At 64.0% G+C, this 21491-nt stretch carries 17 protein-coding genes; 11 read left to right on the top strand and 6 right to left on the bottom strand.

Translation table 11 applies throughout. The annotated features are described in order from the left end of the window. Positions 1 to 133: 133 nt before the first annotated feature. A complete protein-coding gene (locus H7A19_13010; protein ID MCP5475747.1) occupies positions 134 to 3760 on the bottom strand; it encodes a methylmalonyl-CoA mutase family protein in 3627 nt (1208 codons plus the stop codon). Between the two features lie 365 nt (positions 3761 to 4125). Here H7A19_13010 and H7A19_13005 point away from each other — a divergent pair, with 365 nt between their 5' ends. The 6 genes from H7A19_13005 (at position 4126) to H7A19_12980 (ending at position 10029) form a co-directional block, all read left to right on the top strand. Next, positions 4126 to 5454 (top strand): hypothetical protein, encoded by a 1329-nt coding sequence (locus tag H7A19_13005; GenBank protein ID MCP5475746.1) that lies wholly within the window; start codon positions 4126 to 4128, stop codon positions 5452 to 5454. Between the two features lie 12 nt (positions 5455 to 5466). After that, the gene (locus H7A19_13000) at positions 5467 to 6363 is read left to right on the top strand and encodes a zinc ABC transporter substrate-binding protein (protein MCP5475745.1); all 897 of its coding nucleotides are present in this window, start codon (positions 5467 to 5469) and stop codon (positions 6361 to 6363) included. Then, positions 6360 to 7166, top strand: a complete 807-nt coding sequence (locus H7A19_12995) for a metal ABC transporter permease (GenBank protein MCP5475744.1) — start codon at positions 6360 to 6362, stop codon at positions 7164 to 7166. The genes H7A19_13000 and H7A19_12995 overlap by 4 nt, the downstream gene beginning before the upstream one ends. Beyond that, entirely contained in the window at positions 7163 to 8182 is a 1020-nt protein-coding gene (gene rlmF / locus H7A19_12990) for a 23S rRNA (adenine(1618)-N(6))-methyltransferase RlmF (protein MCP5475743.1), read from the top strand. Before H7A19_12995 ends, rlmF begins: the two co-directional genes overlap by 4 nt. A 270-nt stretch (positions 8183 to 8452) precedes the next feature. Next, positions 8453 to 9118: an SOS response-associated peptidase gene (locus H7A19_12985; protein ID MCP5475742.1), complete on the top strand. Its 666-nt coding sequence runs from the start codon at positions 8453 to 8455 to the stop codon at positions 9116 to 9118. A 35-nt stretch (positions 9119 to 9153) separates the two neighbouring features. After that, entirely contained in the window at positions 9154 to 10029 is an 876-nt protein-coding gene (locus H7A19_12980) for a DMT family transporter (protein MCP5475741.1), read from the top strand. Between the two features lie 76 nt (positions 10030 to 10105). On the opposite strand, the gene H7A19_12975 is transcribed toward H7A19_12980, so the two are convergent. The 3 genes from H7A19_12975 to H7A19_12965 all read right to left on the bottom strand — a co-directional run bounded on the left by H7A19_12975 (position 10106) and on the right by H7A19_12965 (position 13318). Further along, on the bottom strand, positions 10106 to 10843 hold the full coding sequence (locus H7A19_12975; GenBank protein ID MCP5475740.1) for a DUF3011 domain-containing protein: 738 nt from the start codon (positions 10841 to 10843) through the stop codon (positions 10106 to 10108). A 92-nt stretch (positions 10844 to 10935) separates the two neighbouring features. Next, positions 10936 to 12180: a hypothetical protein gene (locus tag H7A19_12970; protein ID MCP5475739.1), complete on the bottom strand. Its 1245-nt coding sequence runs from the start codon at positions 12178 to 12180 to the stop codon at positions 10936 to 10938. Between the two features lie 58 nt (positions 12181 to 12238). Then, positions 12239 to 13318, bottom strand: coding sequence for a chromophore lyase CpcT/CpeT (locus H7A19_12965; GenBank protein ID MCP5475738.1), 1080 nt, complete (start codon positions 13316 to 13318; stop codon positions 12239 to 12241). Positions 13319 to 13901: 583 nt separating this feature from the next. Between H7A19_12965 and H7A19_12960 the strand changes: the two genes are divergently transcribed. The 5 genes from H7A19_12960 (at position 13902) to H7A19_12940 (ending at position 18323) form a co-directional block, all read left to right on the top strand. After that, positions 13902 to 14318, top strand: coding sequence for a VOC family protein (locus H7A19_12960; GenBank protein MCP5475737.1), 417 nt, complete (start codon positions 13902 to 13904; stop codon positions 14316 to 14318). After that, complete coding sequence (locus H7A19_12955; protein MCP5475736.1) at positions 14302 to 15540, top strand: TIGR03862 family flavoprotein; 1239 nt, start codon at positions 14302 to 14304, stop codon at positions 15538 to 15540. Before H7A19_12960 ends, H7A19_12955 begins: the two co-directional genes overlap by 17 nt. Further along, positions 15537 to 16658, top strand: a complete 1122-nt coding sequence (locus H7A19_12950; GenBank protein MCP5475735.1) for a methyltransferase domain-containing protein — start codon at positions 15537 to 15539, stop codon at positions 16656 to 16658. Before H7A19_12955 ends, H7A19_12950 begins: the two co-directional genes overlap by 4 nt. A 154-nt stretch (positions 16659 to 16812) precedes the next feature. Continuing rightward, positions 16813 to 17712 carry an acyltransferase gene (locus tag H7A19_12945; protein MCP5475734.1) on the top strand — a complete coding sequence of 300 codons (900 nt, stop codon included), beginning with the start codon at positions 16813 to 16815 and terminating at the stop codon, positions 17710 to 17712. Further along, the gene (locus H7A19_12940) at positions 17709 to 18323 is read left to right on the top strand and encodes a DUF938 domain-containing protein (GenBank protein ID MCP5475733.1); all 615 of its coding nucleotides are present in this window, start codon (positions 17709 to 17711) and stop codon (positions 18321 to 18323) included. The genes H7A19_12945 and H7A19_12940 overlap by 4 nt, the downstream gene beginning before the upstream one ends. 198 nt (positions 18324 to 18521) lie before the next feature. Here the strand turns inward: H7A19_12940 and H7A19_12935 are convergent, their stop codons facing one another. Both H7A19_12935 and H7A19_12930 read right to left on the bottom strand, forming a co-directional pair. Further along, positions 18522 to 20570 carry a HAMP domain-containing histidine kinase gene (locus H7A19_12935; GenBank protein ID MCP5475732.1) on the bottom strand — a complete coding sequence of 683 codons (2049 nt, stop codon included), beginning with the start codon at positions 20568 to 20570 and terminating at the stop codon, positions 18522 to 18524. Beyond that, entirely contained in the window at positions 20571 to 21275 is a 705-nt protein-coding gene (locus H7A19_12930) for a response regulator transcription factor (protein MCP5475731.1), read from the bottom strand. It abuts the gene before it with no gap. Positions 21276 to 21491: the final 216 nt, after the last annotated feature.

The following is a 21491-nucleotide window of genomic DNA, read 5'->3' as shown; positions in this document are numbered from 1 at the left end:
AAGCACGCAAACGTCTCCCAGAACAGGTTCAGCCCGAAACGAGCGCGGTCGCGCCGAAACAACAACTCTCGCGGGCAGAGCCCGCTCCTGCAAGAAGCCCGCGCAGGATGCGGTGAGGTGCGCTCATCCCCGCTTACATATTCCGCCGATACTCCCCGCCCACGTCATACAGGGCATGGCTGATTTGCCCCAGTGAGTGGGTCTTGACCGCCTCCATCAGCGCTGCGAACAGGTTCTCGCGGGCGCGGGCGATCGCCTGGAGGCGTTTCATGGGTTTGCCGCCTTCGGCGGGATTGGGCAGCGCGACCTCGTTGCGGGCTTCCTGGAAGGCCTTGACGTTGGCGATCTGCTGGCCTTTCTCGGCTTCGGTGCTGCGGATCAGTTCGATGGTGGTGGCGACTTCGCCGGCGTGGTCCTTGGGCAGATAGGTGTTGACGCCGATCAGCGGCAGGCTGCCGTCGTGCTTCTTGTGCTCGTAGTACATCGATTCTTCCTGGATCTTGCCGCGCTGGTACATGGTGTCCATGGCACCGAGCACGCCGCCGCGCTCGCTGATGGCTTCGAATTCCTTGTACACGGCTTCTTCGACCAGATCGGTGAGGTAGTCGACGGCAAAACTGCCCTGCCAGGGGTTCTCGGTGAAGTTCAGGCCGAGCTCGCGGTTGATGATCAGCTGGATGGCCACCGCGCGGCGCACGGACTCTTCGGTGGGCGTGGTGATGGCTTCGTCGTAGGCGTTGGTGTGCAGGCTGTTGCAGTTGTCGAACAGCGCGTACAGGGCCTGCAGCGTGGTGCGGATGTCGTTGAACTGGATCTCCTGGGCGTGCAGTGAACGGCCGGAGGTCTGGATGTGGTACTTCAGCATCTGGCTGCGCGGGCTGGCGCCGTAGCGCTCGCGCATCGCGCGAGCCCAGATACGGCGGGCCACGCGGCCAATCACGGTGTATTCCGGGTCCATGCCGTTGCTGAAGAAGAAGCTCAGGTTCGGCGCGAAATCGTCGACCTTCATGCCGCGCGCCAGGTAGTACTCGACGATGGTGAATCCATTGCTCAGTGTGAAAGCCAACTGGCTGATCGGGTTGGCGCCAGCTTCGGCAATGTGATAGCCGGAGATCGACACCGAGTAGAAGTTGCGCACGGCGTTGTCGACAAAGAACTGCTGGATGTCACCCATCATCTTCAGCGCGAATTCGGTGCTGAAGATGCAGGTATTCTGGGCCTGATCCTCTTTCAGGATGTCGGCCTGCACCGTACCGCGCACGCTCTTCAGCGTGCGCGCCTTGATCCTGGCGTAGGTTTCGGCATCGACCACCTGATCACCGGTGACGCCAAGCAGGCCCAGCCCCAGGCCATCATTGCCCTCGGGCAACATGCCGGCGTATTGCGGGCGCGGGCGATCCTGGTACAGCGCAGCGATACGTTCGCGTGCCGCTTCCCAGCGCTGGCCGTCTTCGCGCAGGTATTTCTCCACCTGCTGATCGATGGCGGTGTTCATGAACATCGCCAGGATGATCGGCGCCGGGCCGTTGATGGTCATCGACACCGAGGTCGTCGGATCGCACAGATCAAAGCCCGAATAGAGCTTCTTCATGTCGTCGACGGTGGCTATGGACACGCCGGAATTGCCGATCTTGCCGTAGATGTCGGGACGGATCGCCGGGTCTTCGCCGTACAGCGTGACTGAATCGAAAGCGGTCGACAGCCGCGCTGCCGGCTGGCCCACCGACAGGTAATGGAAACGCCGATTGGTGCGCTCGGGCGTGCCTTCGCCGGCGAACATTCGGGTGGGATCTTCACCCACACGGCGATAGGGAAACACGCCGCCGGTATAGGGATAGGCGCCCGGCAGGTTTTCCTTCATCAAGAAACGCAGCAGGCTGGACCAGTCCTTGAAGGTGGGCGCGGCGATCTTCGGGATTTTCTGGTGCGACAGCGAATCGCGGTAATTCTCGACGCGGATGACCTTGTCGCGCACCTGGTATTCGGTCACCGGATCGACGATGGACTTGAGTCGATCCGGCCATTCCTGCAAGAGCTGAATGGCATCGCTGCTGAGCGCGCGCACGGCATCGTTGTAGCGCTGCCGCAGCACGCGGATGGCGTGCTCGTCGGCAGCCGCGTCGCGGGCCCGGTCGTCCAGCAGATAGCTGCTGCGATCGCTGCGTACCGTCTCGGTGTCGGAGCGTTGGCTGGCCGGTGCCATCAACGCGTCGTTGGGATACAGATGCAGCGGTTCCGGACGCAGGGCATCGCCCATGTCGCCCAACACCCGATAGAAACTCTCGGCGCGCGCCGCCGCCTCGGCCTGAGCGTCGATACCGCGATTGACGCCCCTGCCCTGCTCGGCAATCTCCGCCAGATAACGCACCTGCGCACCAGGAATCAGCACCGTCGCCCGCGGTTCTTTCAGCGAGGTATCGATGCGCGGCTCGAAGTCGCAGCGTACGCTGCCGATGGAGCGAGGGCGCTCTTCCCCCTGCCCCGTGCCCCCTGCCCCGTGCCCCATCTTCGCCTTCAACAAGCGGCACAGATTCACAAACATCCACGACACACCGGGATCATTGAACTGACTGGCGATGGTCGGGTAGACCGGCACGTCTTCGTCCTTCATCTGGAAAGCCGTGCGATTGCGCTTCCACTGCTTGCGCACATCGCGCAGTGCGTCCTCGGCACCGCGCTTGTCGAACTTGTTCAGCACTACGAGTTCGGCGAAATCGAGCATGTCGATCTTTTCCAGCTGGCTGGGTGCACCGAAGTCGCTGGTCATCACGTAGACCGGGAAATCGACCATGTCGACGATTTCCGAATCGCTCTGGCCGATGCCCGCGGTCTCGACCATGACCAGATCGAAACCCTCACTGCGCAGATAAGCGATGCAGTCCTTGAGCACCACATTGGTGGCCACGTTCTGACGACGGGTGGCCATCGAGCGCATGTACACCCGCGGGCTACGCAGCGTGTTCATGCGGATGCGGTCGCCCAGCAGCGCACCGCCACTGCGACGGCGGGTAGGATCGACCGAGATCACCGCGATCTGCATCTCCGGGAACGAGGCCAGGAATCGATTCAGCAACTCATCGGTGACACTGGACTTACCGGCCCCGCCGGTGCCGGTGAGGCCGATGACGGGCACGCGGCCGCCAGCCAGCTGCCACTGCTTGCGCAAACTCGCCAGTTCGGTCTCGCTGTAGCCATTGCTCTCGATGGTCGACAGCACATGGCCGATCCCGATCTCGCGATGCGCCGCTTCTGCCTCTCCCGTGCCCCGTGCCCCCTGCCCCGCGCCCCGCTGCTCCCGCCCCTTGCGCGTACGTCGCACCAGATCCTCAATCATCGCCACCAGCCCCATCTGCATGCCGTCGTTGGGGTGATAGACACGCTCGACGCCGTAGGCATGGAGTTCGGCAATTTCCTCGGGCGTGATGGTGCCGCCGCCGCCGCCAAAGACACGGATGTGGCCGGCACCGCGCTCGCGCAGCATGTCGACCATGTACTTGAAGTACTCCATGTGGCCGCCCTGGTAACTGGACAGGGCGATGCCATCGGCGTCTTCCTGCAGCGCGGCGCGGACCACGTCTTCGACCGAGCGATTGTGTCCGAGATGGATCACTTCGGCGCCCTGACTCTGAATCAGCCGGCGCATGATGTTGATCGCGGCGTCATGGCCATCGAACAGGCTGGCTGCAGTGACGAAGCGCAGCGGTCCCTGTTCGCTGGCGCTCGCACTGGCGGGCAGTTGCTGGTGGGCGGGCGTGCTCATGCGGGCTCCGGAATCTGGCGATCTGAGCCGCCGATTCTAGCCCGGGCTTGCATGCATTGTTTGCCGACGTGACGGCGTGTTGCGGTCTGCACGTGAGAGTACGGCGCCCGCCGTGCCAAGGGAACCCGCCTTGCACGTTCACCGCCGCAGTTCGCAGCGCCAGGGGCAGCTCCTCGGCACGCTCGGCGCAGCACCACCTGTGCCATCACAATTGCTTGCCGAGTTTGGAGCAGCGACCTCTGGTCAATGCAGAATGTTATGTTATAACACATCAATCGAGATCGCCGATGCGTTCTCCTGTGCCCGGGCTACGCGGGCCTGCGAAATGCATCAGCGCGCCAACCCCGGAAAACCAAGATCCCGACATGAATCGACTTTCCCTGCTGTCGCTGACACTGTTGTGTACGCTCAAACTGAACTCCGCCAGCGCTGCGGACGACCCGCGCATCCAGGAACTGGCGGCGCGTATCCAGGCGCTGGAGACCAATGCCGAACAGCTGCGCGCCCAGGCAGCGCAGGCGCAGGCGGATGCAGCCGCGGCGATGGCCGAGTTGCAGCAGCTGAGATTCTCACAACGCCAGCCAGAACCCGCGCCGCAGCCCGCGCCTGCAGCACTGGCAAGTTCCAGCAGCAACGCCTTCAATCCGGCCATCAGCCTGATTCTGAACGGCGTTTACAGCCATCACTCGCTGGATCCGGAAGGCTACCAACGCAGCGGCTTTCCGCTGGTTGGCGAAGGCCGGCCCAGCGAGCAGGGCCTGAAGCTGGGCGAGAGCGAGATATCGATGTCGTCCAATATCGATGACAAGTTCTACGGCCAACTGACGCTGGCCTTTGGCAGCGAAGATGGCGACACCGAAGTCGGCATCGAAGAAGCTTTCATCGACACCACCGCGCTGCCCAATGGCTTCACCCTGCGTGCCGGACGCTTCTACTCCAATATCGGCTATCTCAACAGCCATCACCGACATACCGACGGTTTCGTCGACCGCCCGTTGGCCTATCAGGCTTTCCTCGCCAACCAATACGGCGATGATGGTGTGCAGCTGCGCTGGGTGGCGCCTACTGATCTCTATCTGGAAGTGGGAGCCGAGCTGATGCGTGGCGACAACTACCCGGCTGGCGGCGCCGCCAGGCAGGGCGTGGGCGTGCGCACCGCCTTTGCCCATCTGGGCGGCGACATCGGCACTGAACAGTCCTGGCTGGCGGGCATTTCCATGCTGGATGCCCGCAGCGTGGAGAGCGAGGATGGCTTCAGCGGCGACAGCAAGCTCTACATTGCCGATGCCACCTGGAAATGGGCGCCACGGGGCAACTTCAAGGATGGCGGACTGACCTTGCGCGCGGAATATTTCCGCGATGATCGCGATGGCAGCCTTGCCGACCCGGAATCCGGGACGCTGGACCTCTGGCACGGGCGGCGCAGCGGCGCCTACATGGAGGGCGTGTATCGCATCAATCGGCGCTGGGATACCGGCTATCGCTACGATCGGCTTTGGGCCGATGATTCCGGCCCGCTGGCCAGCGATCATGATCCGGTGCGGCACAGCCTGATGCTGACCTGGCGCAACAGCGAATTCAGCCTGTTCCGGCTGCAGTTCAGCCAGGACGAGCCCAATGCATTCGACACCGACAATGCGGTCTATCTGCAATATCAAACCAGTCTGGGCGCCCATGGGGCCCACAAGTTCTGACAAGGATTCGCCATGAAAAGCCTGTGGTTCGCGCTGTTGTTGCTGGGCCTGGGAGCCAGTGCTCCGGCACAGGCACTGAATGTGTTTGCCTGCGAGCCCGAATGGGCCTCGCTGACGCAGGAACTGGCGGGTGATCTGGCCACGGTAGAGAGCGCGACCAGTGCGCTGCAGGATGTGCACCAGATCGAGGCCAAGCCCAGCCTGATCGCCCGGATGCGTCGCGCCGATCTGGTGGTGTGTTCAGGAGCCGGGCTGGAGGCTGGCTGGCTGCCGCAACTGATTCGGCAGTCGGGTAACAACAAGGTGGCATCGGGTGCCGGTGCCTTCATGGCTGCGGAACAGGTCGAGACCCTGGAGAAGCCCAGCCAGCTTGATCGCGCCGACGGCGATGTGCATCCGCAGGGCAACCCGCATGTGCAGCTCGATCCCTACCGCATGCTGACCATCGCCAAGGCGCTGAGTGCGCGCCTGACCGAGCTGGATGGCACTCACGCCGGCAACTATGCCGAGCGCCTGTCTGATTTCTCGACGCGCTGGCAGGCGGCGATCTCACGCTGGGAAGCCCAGGCGGCACCGCTGAAAGGCCGCAAGGTGGTGGTCAATCACGCCAGCTGGATCTATCTGCTGCAGTGGCTGGGCATGGCACAGATCGGCGCGCTGGAACCCAAGCCCGGCGTGCCGCCGACCAGTGGCCATCTGGCGAGTCTGGTGGAGCTGAGCAAATCGCAATCCACACTGGCCATCATCAGCGCCGCCTATCAGGACCCCAAGGCCGGCGAATGGCTGTCCGAACGTACCGGCGTACCAGCTGTGGTGCTGCCCTTCACCGTGGGCGGCAATGATCAGGCCAAGGATCTGTTTGGCCTGTACGATTCCACCATCGACCTGCTGCTCGGCGCGATCAAGTGAACTGGGATGGACTGGATATCGGCATCCTCGGACCGGCCTTCCTGGCCGGTCTGCTGGTGCTGTCCACGCACGTGCCCCTGGGCCAGCAGGTGCTCGCGCGCGGCATCATCTTCATTGACCTCGCTCTGGCGCAGGTCGCAGCCATGGGTGTCATAGGGGCGCAGTATTTCGGCATTGATGAGCACGGCTACGGCGTGCAGGCTGCTGCAGCCCTGGCAGCGCTGGCGGGCGCGGGCCTGCTGACCTGGACCGAGAAACGCTGGCCCGAATACCAGGAACCGCTGATCGGCACGCTGTTCGTGCTGGCGGCCACCGGTGGTTTGCTGCTGCTGGCCAACAACCCGCATGGCGGCGAGCATCTCAAGGACCTGCTCGTGGGGCAGATCCTTTGGGTGAGTTATGGCCAGCTCATACCCGCGGTGCTGCTGTCGGCGGTCTTGCTGGGCGTGATCTGGTTGCGCACGGGCAGCCTCTCGGGACTGCTCTTCTACGCCGTGTTCGCGCTGGCGATCACCGCCTCGGTGCAACTGGTGGGGGTTTATCTGGTCTTTGCCAGCCTGATCGTCCCGGCGCTGGCCACGGTGGGTCTAGGCGGCCGTCGTCGACTGCTGATGTCCTACAGCATCGGCGTTCTGGGTTATGTGCTCGGCCTGGCGATGTCGGCGGTGCTGGATTTGCCCAGCGGCGCCATGATCGTGTGGACGCTCGCAGGGTGCGCGATCGTCGGCAGGGTGTTGCTCGTGATGTCGGGACAGCTGCCAAGGGATCAGGCCAGCGCCGCTGCGGGCCGTCACTCGGCATGAGCCGCCGCAAGCCGGCGGGTGGTGGGCGTCGCCCGAACGCGGGCGGCGTTTCCAACCGCTTTCATCGGCGCAATCGCCACCAGGGGCATTACGATTTCCCGAGGCTGGTGGCCGACTACCCCGCGCTCAAGCCTTTTCTGACCACTCGCCCCGATGGTGAGATCACCCTCGATTTCGCTGATGTGCACGCCGTTCGCGCTCTGAACAGCGCGCTGATGCGCAGTGCTTACGAGGTTGTCGACTGGACCGTTCCGGCCGGCTATCTGTGCCCGCCGATTCCCGGTCGCGCCGACTATGTGCATGGGCTGGCCGATCTGCTGGCACACCGACACGGGGGGCAGATTCCCCGTGGCAGCGGAGTGCGTGCACTCGATATCGGCACCGGCGCCAGTTGCATCTATCCCCTGCTCGGGCACTGTGAGTACGGCTGGAGCTTTGTCGCCTCTGATGTCGACGCCGATGCACTGAGGGCTGCCGCAGCCATACTCCGGGTCAACCCCGCTCTCTCGGCACACATCGAGTTGCGCCAACAACTCGATCGTCAGCGGGTGTTTCGCGGTGTGGTCGGCGCAGACGAGTGCTTTGACCTGGTGATGTGCAACCCACCTTTTCATCCATCGGCCAAGGCTGTGGCCGAGGAAAGTGCTCGCAAGTGGCGCCAATTGCAGGATCGCCCGGCCCCATCGGGGCGAGTGTTCCAGCGTCCGAAGCTGAATTTCGGCGGTCAAGGACATGAGTTGTGGTGCCCCGGCGGCGAATTGGGCTTCATTCAGCGGATGAGCGACGAGAGCCTGGAACTGGCGACCCGGGTGTACTGGTTCAGCAGTCTGGTCTCGAAATCAGCGCATCTGCCTGCGCTCAGCAACCGTTTGCGCCAGTTGGGTGCCAGCGAGATCGTCAGCACGCCCATGGCACAGGGACAGAAGCAAAGCCGCTTCCTCGCCTGGACATTCATGAGCGAGGAACAGGCGCGCAGCTGGCGCAAGCAGCGCTGGACCGAGCTGGGCGGCTCGTAGCCCGATGCACCCAATGTCACGTAGCCCGCTGCGCGGGCAACGTGACCTACGAATCACGATCGCTGGGAGAGCTCGCGTAGGTCCAGATCTATCTGGACGCTTTTCCAGCAGCAGACCAGGAGCGCCCGGACAAGTCTGGACCCGCAGAGCGCCAGCCGCAGCGGATTCGCCTGCCACATAGCCTGAACGGATTCCGCATCCGCGCAGGAATCGGGCGCTCCGCCCGCGAAAGCGCATGTCCCGCGCGCCACAGCTCGATAGACTGCGAGCATGTGCGGACGATACTTCCTCGACACCCTTCCGGAACTGCTGGCGCAGCAGTTTCGCATGCACAAGTACCCGGTCTATACCGCCAGTCACAACATCGCGCCGACGCAGCCGATGCTGGTGCTGCGCGCGCACGGCGAGGACAACGAATGGGCCTGGCTGCGCTGGGGGCTGATACCGCATTGGGCCAAGGACGTGTCGATCGGCGCGAAACTGATCAATGCACGTGGCGAGACCGTTGCCGAAAAGCCAGCCTTCAGAGGCGCCTTCAAGTATCGCCGCTGCATCGTTCCGGCCAGTGGATTCTACGAGTGGAAGCCCGGCGCAAAGGGCAAGCAACCCTATGCGATCGTGCCCGAGGATGATCCCTGCTTCGGTTTCGCCGGGCTCTGGGAGCACTGGACCGCAGCCGATGGTTCGGTGCTGGAAACCGGCAGCGTGCTCACCACCAGCGCCAATGCCCTGATGGCACCGATCCATGAGCGAATGCCGGTGATCCTGCAGCAGGATGCCTACCAGAGCTGGATCCATGGAGATCCAGCCGAGGTCAAGGCGCTGATCCGCCCCTGGCCCGATGGCGGCATGCGCGCCTATCCGGTGTCGCGCGCCGTCGGCAATGTGCGCAACAACTCGCCGCAACTGATCGAGCCGGTGGAAGCCGCTTCGTGACGGCTGCCGCCCACAGCACGCGCGCCACCCTGTTGATGGTGCTCAGCACGCTGTGCTTTGCCGGCATGGCGATCACCATCCGCGAAGCCTCGGCGCAACTGCATGCCTTCGAAATCGCCTTCTTCCGCAATCTGTTTGGACTGCTGTTCGCCTTGCCGTTGCTGCTGCACGCCGGCGTGCACATCCTGCGTACCAAGCGCCTGGGGCTGTACGTCCTGCGCTGTGTCATCGGCCTGTCGGCCATGCTCTGCGGCTTCTGGTCGCTGGTGCATCTGCCGCTGGCACAGGCGATTGCGCTCAGCTACACCACGCCGTTGTTCGTCACCATCGGCGCCGTGCTGGTGCTGGGTGAAGTGGTCCGCATTCGCCGCTGGAGCGCCATCATCGTCGGCTTTCTGGGTGCCTTGATCATCCTGCGCCCGGGCTACGCCGCGGTCTCATTCCCGGCCATGATTGCGCTGGCGTCGGCCGCCCTGTCTGCCAGCGCCGCCATCAGCATCAAGTTTCTGTCCCGCACCGAGCCGGCCAATGCCATCGTCGTCTACATGGTGCTGATCATGACGCCACTGTCGCTGATTCCGGCCGTGCCAGTCTGGATCTGGCCCAGCGCCAGCATCTGGCCCTGGTTGGTGCTCACGGGCTTTCTCGGCACCGCCGGGCATTGGGCGCTGACCCGCGCCTACCAGCTCGGCGATGTCTCGGCGCTGCAGTCGATCAACTTCCTGCAGTTGCCGGTCGTCGCTGCGCTGGCCTGGTGGCTGTTCGGCGAGCGTGTCGACCAATGGACCATCATCGGGGCCCTGGTGATCTTTACCTCGACCGCCTACATCGCCCATCGTGAAGCGGTACTGGCGCGACGCATCACCATCGACGAACAGGCCGGACGCGACAGCACCACGGCCCAGCGCTGAGGGAAGCAGATCGAGGAGCGAGTCGCGCCTCAAACTAGACCTGAGCAGAAAAGCTGCGTCCCCTGCCCCCGCTCCTCTAGCGCGAACCAAACAGCGCCCGACAGCCCTCGTCCACCCACAGCGTATTGCGGCGCTGATCGTAGCCCCAGCTGCGACCACGCACACAGGGACTCAGGGAATACTGTTCCAGCAGATAGGGCGTGCCCGAATTCCAGTCCCAGCTGCAGTTGCGATAGCGGTTGTCCTTGCTCTCGCATTCAACCGTGTAGTTGCCCGACTGTTGCCAGTAGCCACCACCCGAATGTCCGCCGCCGGGACGTCCGCCACCGCCGCCGTAGTACTGGACGAAACGACCGCGGCAGCCGCGATCCACCCAGATGCCACCACGGATGCGGCCCCAACTGCGGCCTTCCACGCATTGGCTGGAGGAATACTGCTCAACCAGTTCCACGGGGCCGCGGAAGGCTGTCGCGCACTCGGTGTAACGGTTGTCGCGGCTTTCACAGATGATGTCGTCACCCCCACGACCGCCGCCCGAGAAACCACCTCGGCCCTCTTCGAAAATGCCGCGACAGCCGCGGCTGACCCAGATCGCGCCCGGTCGATGGCCCCAACTGCGACCCTCCACACAATTGGAGTCCGACAGCTGACGCACCAGCACCGGCGGGGAGCGGAAGCCGCTGTAGCACTCCCGGTAGCCGCCCTCGCGGCTCTCGCAGGTCACGCTGCCACCGCCGCCGCCATACTTTTGCGCAGCTGCGGGAATGGAAACCGACATCGCAATCACGGCCAGCAGCAGGATCGAGTAACGCATAAGACCTCCCCGGGGTATCGATGCGGAGTCAACCCAACCCCGCTCCTGGCCTCATCATAACCAGCGTGACAGCCCCTGCGCGAGTTTCCGGGTCATTCGAATCCATCCCTGAAACTGAATCCCTCGACCCGAAAATTGGCCACGATGTCGGCGACGAAGTCGCCGGTACGGGCGTTGTCACGCTGCTCGGCAATGCCGGTGGGCGCACCGTTGAAACTCACCTCAGGATTGGAAAAATAAGGGCGGCGGGTGCAGCCGCCTGCAGGACACTGATAGGACATGACCGTGCGGTATGAACTGCCGCCGTTCTCGACATAGTGGCCAAAGGACCAGGGCTGGGAAGCATTTCCAGGAGAAGTGCCGTTTGCAGGATCGTGCTCGAATCCAACATTATGGCCATGCTCGTGCGCCCAACTCAGATTGCCCACGGCACAGTCGCGATCGGTCAGCTGATAACCACTGGGCGCGAAGCTTACACTGACGTTGCGCATCACATAGCCGATGCCGCAGGCGCTGGGCAGATTGGCCACGAGCAGACTCACCAGATCGGCATTCAGGGCATCGCGGCGAGCCTGGGCGGTGGCGTTGTTGCGGAACAACGAGAGTTCGGTGGACGCCGATGCCGAGCCCTCGACCCAGCCATCCAGCAACTCGATGCCGGCAACGATGAAACGCATGCGCATGGAGCTGTTGCTGAAGGACAGATTGGCGTTGTCCACCGCGGCCTGGGCCTGTGCCTCGATCTGGGCAACGCCGCCGGCCGCGTCGCGCGCCGCCGGTGTGTACATGACCAGCACCTTGATTTCTTCGCCCACATCCTGAAGCGCCCGCAAGGTCGGCGTCGGCGCCACTGTCTCGACAGCGACAGCGCCCTCGGCATCGACGCCGCCGGCGCACTCCGGGAAGCGCTTCGGGTCGAGCTCGACCAGCAGATTACCGCTGGCGCTCGGCACCAGTTCGAACACGCCTTCGGGCAGCGAGATCAGACCGGCCAGCGCCCCATCACGCACGCTCAGCTGGGCCTGGAAGTCGGCTTGCCCGAGCAGATGTCCAGTCCAGCTGTAGCGTTCAGGAGATGCTGCGGATTTGCGACCATCGACAAACTGATACTGGCGCCCGAAAACATCCAGATGCAGGACGCTGGCGGTGCCGTCGAAGGCCTGCTGCCGCAAATGCACGGTGACCGCACGCACGGCCGCCGGAGAACTGAGTGTAGAGGGCGACCGTGCGGCACCCAGAGTCCAGGCGGCCGGCGATTGATCAGCGCTCCAGGCTGGCAGGGTGCCGAGGCACAGGACAGAGGCGAACAGCAGACTGAAACGATTCCCCAAAGGCATCCGAGCGCTCCGATCGTTGAATTCGATCGAGCTTAACCGGACAAACGCTAAGCGGGAGTCAAGACCCTGGCACCGGTTCGAAGCGCGAATCGCCCTCGATCTCGGAAAAATCGCTCTGGAACCAGCGCAGGCTGATGCCGATGCGCCGACTTTCCGGGTCTGACCACGAGTAGGACACCGGCAAGCCGGTGGCGTCATCCAGCACTTTCAGCGTGAGCACCTGTGACTTGCCGGCATCCACGCTCAAGCGCGCCAATTGCACCGAATAGCCGCTGCGGCGCCCGTCGGCCCAGGTTATCGGCGCGCGCCGGCCCTCGCTATGCAGAATCACCGGCGTGATCGTGTGGAATGCCCGATCTTCGGGCCTGGCGTTGGCACCGGCGGTATTGATCGCCACCCAGCCGCTGAAATAGCGAACCTTGCGCTGCTGGTGCGGCACGCCCTCGGCGTTGCCATAGATCATCCGCCCGCTCTGGTCCTTCGCCGTGCTCAGGATCCAGAGCTTGTCCGCACCCAGCTGGATACGGTCTTCGACGACGACCGCCTTCGACAGCCGCTCCGACCCGACGATGCAGGCGCCGGGGCGAGTGCTGCCGACAAACTCGTCGGCACTGGCGTCAAACTTGAAGTACACCGCGCAATCCGGGGCATAACGCAGCTGGGCACTGGTCAGCGTGGCCAGACGTTCCGGGTAGCGGTGGGCCTCGTTCCAGGCCTTCTCATCATTGAAACTGTACTGATCCAGGCGGATGGCGTCGGCCTTGTGATCGACCGTGAAGCGATACAGCCGCAGGCGGAACACCCGGGTTGGATCATCGTCCAGGGTCTGCCGCGCGTAGAAGACCGAGCCCCCGATGGCCGGCACCGACACCGGCAGGAACAGCGCATGGATGCGCTCGTGCGGCGTCACGCCGGAACCGCGTGGTGCCTCGGCATCGCGCTGTACCTGTTCGAAGTTGTCCCACTCGCCCGCAAACCACTCGCTCAGTCGTGCCAGGTTGGCGTCCAGATCCAGCGGCGCCGGCGCTGGCGAGGCCGCCTCTACCTGAGCAAAATCGCTGGCCTTGGGCTGGATGGGCGCCGTTACGCAACCTGCCAGCAGTACGACCAGGCTCAGGAACCACTTTCCGTTAGGCATCGACAGAGATACACCTTGGCGTTTGATCCGGGCCCTGATGATGACACTGCCAGCGCCCGCTGGGATCGCCGAGTTGTACTCGGCTGCTCTTGCCGTCGGGATCGCCGAGCTGCACTCGGCCGCTCCTGGCCCCGGAACAGCGAAGAGCAACAGCGCCGACTGCAAGTCGGCGATCCCAGGTCGCCGCCGGGATCGCCGCCGGGATCGCCGAGTTGCACTCGGCCGCTCCTGGCCCCGGAACAGCGAATAGCAACAGCGCCGACTGCAAGTCGGCGATCCCAGGTCGCCGCCGGGATCGCCGCCGGGATCGCCGCGCTGCACTCGGCCGCTCCTGGCCCCGGAACAGCGAAGAGCAACAGCGCCGACTGCAAGTTGGCGATCCCAGGTCGCCGCCGGGATCGCCGCCGGGATCGCCGAGTTGCACTCGGCCGCTCCTGGCCCCGGAACAGCGAAGAGCAACAGCGCCGACTGCAAGTCGGCGATCCCACGGAACAGCCGATAGCGCAGTCTGTCTCCGGAAAGCGCTTGGGTTTCCGCCCCCCTTCCCTGATCATGGCCGGATTCCCTCCTGGCGATCATCTCTATGAAATATCTGCACACCATGGTGCGCGTGCGCGATCTGGACGCCTCGCTGCGCTTCTACGAACTGCTCGGATTGCGTGAGGTGCGCCGTGCCGACTACCCCAAGGGCCGCTTCACGCTGGTCTACCTGGCGGCTCCGGGAGACGAGGATGCACAGCTGGAACTGACCTGGAACTACGATGTCGAGGACTACGGCTCGGCGCGTAATTTCGGCCATGTGGCCTACGCCGTCGACGATATCTACAGTCTGTGTCAGCGCCTGATGGATCACGGCATCACCATCAGCCGCCCGCCGCGCGATGGGCGCATGGCCTTTGTGCGCTCGCCGGACCAGATCTCGATCGAACTGCTGCAGCGTGGTGACGCCCTGCCCCCGTGTGAACCCTGGACCTCGATGCCCAATGTCGGACAGTGGTAAGCCGATGATGAACTCGCGCAAGGTGGTGGTGATCGGCGGTGGCCCGGCCGGTCTGATGGCCGCGGAAACCGCTCGTGATGCCGGCGCTGAAGTCGCTGTCTACGAGCAGATGCCTTCGGTGGCCCGCAAATTCCTGATTGCCGGCAAGGGTGGCCTCAATCTCACTCACAGCGAACCCTTCGACGACTTTGTGTCGCGCTATCCCAGCGGCACCGCTGAAGTGCGCAGCTGGCTGCTGCCGTTCAGCGCCGACGCGCTGCGCGCCTGGGCGCATGATCTGGGCTATGAAACCGTGATCGGCAGTTCCGGTCGGGTCTTTCCCGCCGACTTCAAGGCCGGACCGTTGCTGCGCGCCTGGGTTCGACGCCTGCGCGGCAAGGGTATCGAGATCCACGTCGGCCATCGCTGGCTGGGTTGGAACGAGCAGGGTCAGCTGCGCATCGCTGCTGCCGAGGGCGAGATCTCGGTTGACGCCACCGCAGTGGTGTTGGCCACCGGTGGTGGCAGTTGGCCTGAACTGGGCGCCGATGGCGCCTGGGTCGAGACGCTGCGCCAGGTCGACATCGAGGTGGCTGAGCTGCAACCCTCCAATTGCGGATTCGAACGCGGCTGGAGCGCGCATCTGAAGGAGCGCTTCGCCGGCAAACCGGTCAAGTCGGTGAGTGTGCGCCTGGCCAGTCAGCCACGGAAGAGCGCGATCGTCGGGGAGTTCATTGTCACCGACTATGGCGTCGAGGGCAGCGCCATCTACGCCCTCTCGGCCCGGCTGCGCGATGCCATTGCCGCTGATGGCAGCGTCGAACTGCTGCTCGATCTGGTTCCCGAACGCAGCGCCGATGCCGTGCACCAGGCCCTGGCCCGCGATCGTGGCAAGCGCACGCTGAGCGAGCATCTGCGGCGCACGCTGGGCATCGACGGGGTCAAGACAGCGCTGCTGTATGAAGTGCTCGGCAAGGAAGCGCTGGCCGACCCGGTGACGCTGGGTCATGCCATCAAGCGGCTACCGATCACGCTACTGCGCCCGCGGCCGTTGGCCGAGGCCATCAGCAGCGCAGGCGGCGTGCGTTTCGATGCGCTGACACCGGAACTGATGCTGCGGCGACGCCCCAAAGTCTGGTGCGCCGGTGAAATGATCGACTGGGAGGCGCCCACAGGGGGCTATCTGCTGACCGCCTGCTTTGCCAGCGGACGCATGGCCGGCGCCGCGGCGGCGCGGGCGTGAACTGTCACTACTACACCGAGGCGCTGTGCCGATCGTGCACGGAATTGCCGCGGCCCTACACAGAACAGCTGACCCACAAGCAGGCCCAGGCCCAATCCCGCCTGAGCGCAGTAGCGACTGCATCCTGGCTGCCGCCGGTACCCAGTGCCGAATCCGGGTTCCGTAACAAGGCCAAGATGGCCATTGGTGGCTCGGTCACGGCTCCCACGCTGGGGCTGCTGGAGCCAGGTGGCCATGGCGTCGATCTGATGCAGTGTCCGCTGTACCCCGAATCCATGCAGCAAGCCTTCGTGCCGATCCGCGAGGCGCTGATCGCCGCGCGGGTGCCGCCCTATGAACTGGCGATGCGCCGTGGCGAGGGCAAGTATGTGCTGTTGACCGAGGCCCCGGGCACCGGCGAGCTGATGTTGCGCTTCGTGTTGCGTTCACGCGAAGCGGTGGAAAGGCTGGGCAAGCAGGTGCCGGCGCTGCTGGCCGCCCTGCCGGCGCTACGCGTGGTCTCGGCCAATCTGCTGCCCGAGCACAAGGCTGTGACCGAGGGCGACGTCGAGATCCTGCTGACCGACACTTCCCAGGTCCGTTGTCGCATCAACGAGCTCGACTTTCAGCTGACGCCACGCAGTTTCCTGCAGACCAACACCGAAGTCGCGGCAGCGCTGTATCGCCAGGCGCGTCACTGGATTGCGCAAGCCGAACCGGCAACCGTGTGGGATCTGTATTGCGGCGTCGGTGGTTTCGCCCGCCATGCCGCCGCGCCCGGCCGCGCTGTCACCGGCGTCGAAACCACGCCGGAAGCCATTGCTGCCGCCGAGGCCAGCGAAGATCAGATTCGCTGGATCTGCGCCGACGCCACCGACTGGACCGGCGCCCAGCGCACCGCCCCGGACTGCGTCATCGTCAATCCGCCGCGTCGCGGCATCGGCGCACGCCTGGCCAACTGGATCGACCAGAGTGGCGCAGCGACCGTGCTCTATTCCAGCTGCAACATCGAGTCGCTGGCCCGGGATCTGGGCTCGCTGCGCCACTACCGGATCAGCACCGCCCAGGTCTTCGACATGTTCCCGCACACCACGCATTTCGAGACCGTGGTGATGCTGAAGCGCGCCAGCGGCGATTGAGACGGTTCGCATGAGGCTCGCAGACCCAGCCCGAATGGCGCCACCCCGGATGCGACAATGGTAGCCTCCGTGCAGTCGCCGCGTCGGCCTTGGGTGCAGGCCCAACACCGGCCGCGATCTCCTCGTGTTCCCCAACGACCAATCGCCGTCTTCGATGCTGTCTTTTCTGCCCGCCCCCCTGACCCTGATCCTGACCTCGACGCTGGCGCTGACCAGCACCCTGGTGCTGGTACCGGTGTTGCTGGTACTGGCGCTGATCAAGCTGTTGCTGCCGTTTGCCGCCGCGCGGCGTCTGCTGGGTCGTGGCGTGATTGCGGTCGCCGAGACCTGGATTGCGATCAACAACGGCCTGATCCGGCTGTTCTCACGCGCCGACTGGCAGATCCAGGGCATCGAACAGCTGCGTCGCGAGGACTGGTATCTGGTGCTCAGCAACCACCAGAGCTGGGTCGACATTCTGGTGCTGCAGTACCTCAGCAACCGGCGCATGCCTTTCCTCAAGTTCTTTCTCAAGAGCCAGCTGATCTGGGTGCCTTTCCTCGGGCTGGCGTGGTGGGCACTGGATTTTCCCTTCATGAAGCGCCTGACCCGGGAGCAGCTGGAACGGCGCCCGGAACTGCGTGGCACCGACGTCGCCGCCACCCGCAAGGCCTGCGAGAAGTTCTCGGAATTACCGGTATCGGTGATGAATTTCGTCGAAGGCACGCGATTCACCGAAGGAAAACACAGCCGCCAACAGTCGCCCTATCGTCATCTGCTGAAACCCAAGGCCGGCGGCGTGGCCTTTGTGCTGGAAGCCATGGGCGAACTGCTGCACAGCATCATCGACATCACCATCGTCTACCCGGATGGCAAGCCCACGCTGGTCGACCTTTTGTCCGGCAAGGTCGATCGGGTACGCGTGCATGTGCGCCGTCGTGAGCTCCCCAAAGAGCTGCTGGGCTGCAGTTACGAGAACGATCCGGCGGCGCGCGAGCGCTTCCAGCACTGGATCAACCAGATCTGGGCCGAGAAGGATCAGCAGATCGAGCAGATGATCGGCGCTACACCGTGAACCCTGCCGACAAGCCACACGCACCGGCCACCGAACGCAACCGGGACGCCATTCTGGAGGTGCTGGCCGATCACTTCGGCCATCCGGCGCGGATTCTGGAAATCGGCAGTGGCACCGGTCAGCATGCGCTGCATTTCGCCCAGGCCTTGCCGCATCTGCACTGGCAGTGTTCCGACCGCGCCGAGCGCCTGGAAGGCATTCGCCTGTGGTTGGCAGAAGGCGCATTGCCGAACACGCCGCTGCCGCTGGAGCTCGACGTCGCCGGCCCATGGCCCGACCAACGATTCGACGCCGTCTTCAGTGCCAACACCCTGCACATCATGAGCTGGCCGGAGGTCGAAGCGATGTTCGCCGGACTGGGCCGGTCGCTGGAAGCAGATGGCAAGCTGCTGATCTACGGCCCTTTCAACTACCACGGCGCCTTTACCAGCGACAGCAACCGCGAATTCGACCTATCCCTGCGCGCCGAAGACCCCCGCCGGGGAATCCGCGACTTCGAGGCAGTCGATGCGCTGGCGCAGGCGATCGGGCTGCGCTTGCTTGAGGATCGGGCGATGCCGGCCAACAACCGATGCCTGGTGTGGCAGCGCGGGCAGAACAGCGCGAAGTAGTCCCTCAACGCAATTTCTTGATGCGTCATTGCGAGCCACCTGTGTCGGCCCGAAACTGAGCAAGGGCCATGAACCGCGGGTTGTTGGAGCGACCTCGCGTCGCGACCGGCTACGCCACCGTCACCGCGACGACCCCTTCCTCAGAACAGAATCTTCGCGGGGCCGGTCGCACTCCAAGGGCGCCTGGCTGCGGCGGCATCAAAGCAAGGGCAAGCGCAAGCGAAATTCCGCGCCCGGCTCTCGGTTGATCACATCGACATCGCCCTGCATCGCCCGCGCCAGTTGCCGCACCAGGGCCAGGCCGATACCGGTACCCAGCGATTCACGGGTAAGTTCATCGCCAGCGCGGTAAAACAGCTGGAAGATCTTCTTGATCTGGGCTTTCGGAATACCCGGTCCGAAATCCCGGACGCTGATCAACAGGTCGGCACGCTCTGCGGCCAGGCCGATTTCGACTCGCTTCTGGCTCGCGGCCTGCGAGAACTTGATGGCGTTGTCAACCAGGTTGATCAGGATCTGGCACAGGGCATCGGCGTCGACGCTGACCTCCGACTCGGCCAGCGACGGTTCCATGCGGTAATCCACGTCGAATCCGGATCGCTCGATCTGCGACTGCAATCGCGAGCGCAGCAGATCGATCAGACTGGATATCCGCAAGGGCTTCAGGTCCAGCGCCAGATCATTGCGCTCCATGCGCGCCAGTTGCAGCACATTGGCAATCAGCCGCGACAGACGTTCGCTCTCGTCGTGGATATAGCTGTAGTAGCTCTTCTTCTTGTCCTCGCCGGCCCAGCCTTCGCGCAGCATTTCGGCGTACATGCGTATCGAAGTCAGCGGCGTTTTCAGCTCGTGGCTCACGGCAGAGACAAAATCCTGCTGTTGCCGCGCCAGCAACAAATGCCTGAGGCCAAGTCGATACAGCAGCACAAAGCCACTCAGAAGCACCAGAAACAGCACGCCGCTGGCCCAGTTGACGATGCCGGCACCTGGGCCAGCTGGCAGGCGTTTGATGCTCCAGATCAATTGCAACTGATCCAGCGGTGCCGACAATCGCGTCTGGTAGAGCAGATCCCCGCGCACTTCACTGGCCCGGCTGTAGCTGCGGCTGGCGGTTTCACCCGGGATGAGCTGCAGTACCTCCTGTTGCCAGGCGACCACCAGATCACTCATCTGCCAGAGCGCGGTACCGACGAAGTTGCGGCTGATGACGCCGTCAACGAAAGCCTTGCGATCGATCAGCACACCCTGGATGGTGCGCTGGCCATTGCGCCAGACCTTGCGGAACAGCACGCCATGACCGCTGGCAAGCAAGCCAAACTCAAAGGGGTCGACCTCACTCTCGAACAGTCGTACCCGGCCTGGGCTTTCGTTGATGTCGCCTTGCTTGAGTTGGTCGGAAACATCGATCAGCGCATTCTTTTCGCGACGGCTGCCGCGTGGACTGGCATTGGCCAGCATCTGGCTTTGCGCCCGATCGACGCCGCCACCCGCATCCTTCTTGCCGGCCTCGGCAAAGCTGCGGTCCAGGCGCAGCTCATCGATGCGCCCGAGCTGGTTGCTGGCCTGGCGATCAGCAAGGGCAGTCGCTGACTTGAGCTTGTCGAAAGCCGCCTGTCCCGGATAGGCGCCGCCCTTCGGCGCCGCCTCCTGCTCGTACAGCTCCTGCTTGGCGAGTGCCCCCGTGTTGCTGGAACTGAGACTGTCTTGGTCGGCCGCAGCAGCTTTGCCTGGACTCGCTTGATTCCGGGCATGCACCACCAGTTCGCTGCGACTGAGCACGTCCAGGATCTGCTGACGCAGGGCTGTGCGTTGCGCGACTTCTTCGGCATCGAGACCCAACGCGGAGACATCACCCGGCTCGTCGGGCAGCAGCGGCGTGGAAAAGTGACCCTGGGCATCGACCTGGAAATGGCCGATCAGACCCGGAATGGATGAAGTCGAGGGCAACTCGGCCAGTGGAGAGCGCTGCACGCGCATCGATCGTGCCGGATCGCCCGCCAGCACCAGGAACTGATAATCACCCTCGCTGCGCTGTTCTTCCTGGACCAGCAGGCGCTGCAACTCGGCGTCGATACGCACTGCCAGGTCTTCGGCCAAGGCCCGGTACTGGTGCAGCGCCTCCCAGCGCAGCTGCTTTTGTGTCTGCCAGATCAGCACCGCGCTCGGCAGCGCCAGCGCCACAAACAGCAGCAGCAGGAAAGCACGCAGGCGTGCCGGGGTGTAACCGGAACGGAGCGCCCGTGCCACTCAGGACTCCAGCAACAGACGATAACCGCCGTTGCGCACCGTCAACAGCTGCTGCGGCTGCTTTGGATCGACCTCGATCTTGCGGCGCAGCCTGGCGATGTGGATGTCCACGGTGCGGGTCTCGATCTCCAGGTGCCGGGCGTAACCCCAGACCTTGTGCAGCAATTCCTCACGCGGCACCGGGCGCTCGCTGTGCTGCGCCAGGTATTGCAGCACCTCCATTTCACGCCGGGTGAAGATCACCTCGGTGTCACTGCCGAGCGCGCACAGATTGAGCACATCGACCTCGAGATCGGGTCGCAGGCGCAATCGCGAGTCCGCGGGCTCCTTCGCTCGAGTCCGGCGCAACACGGCCTGCACCCGCAACACCAGCTGCGCGATCGAAAACGGCTTGGCCACATAGTCATCGGCGCCCAGCGCCAGTCCGTGCACGATATCCTCATCGGCAGACTTGGCGGTCAGCATGATCACCGGCTGCTCCCGATCCTGCTCGCGCAGGCAGGCCAGCACGTCAAAACCATTGCGCCCCGGCAACATCACGTCCAGCAGGATCAGATCAAATCGGCCGCCCAGCGCCTGTTTCAGGCCAGCTTCTCCATCCGCTGCCGCTTCCACCTCGTAGCCGTGATAGATGAAGACGTCGATCAACCCGCTGCGAATCGCGATCTCGTCCTCGACGATCAGGATACGCAGCTTGCGGCTCATGACTGCCAGCTCTGGTAGAGCGGAGCTTGCTCCGCTGCTTCTGCCGGACTTGTGCGCTTGGCGTTGAATCCGAAAGGCCGCAGATCCTGCCGAGCAAGCTCGGCACTACAACTGCCTCGTACACCGCAGCTCTGGTAGAGCGGAGCTTGCTCCGCTGCTTCTGCCGGGCTTGTGCTCTTGGCCTTGAAGCCGAAAAGCAGATCCTGCCGAGCAAGC

It is taken from the genome of Rhodanobacteraceae bacterium, from assembly GCA_024234055.1.
In the GTDB taxonomy this organism is placed as follows: Bacteria; Pseudomonadota; Gammaproteobacteria; order Xanthomonadales; family SZUA-5; genus JADKFD01.
This window is presented reverse-complemented; position numbering and strand designations above follow the sequence as displayed.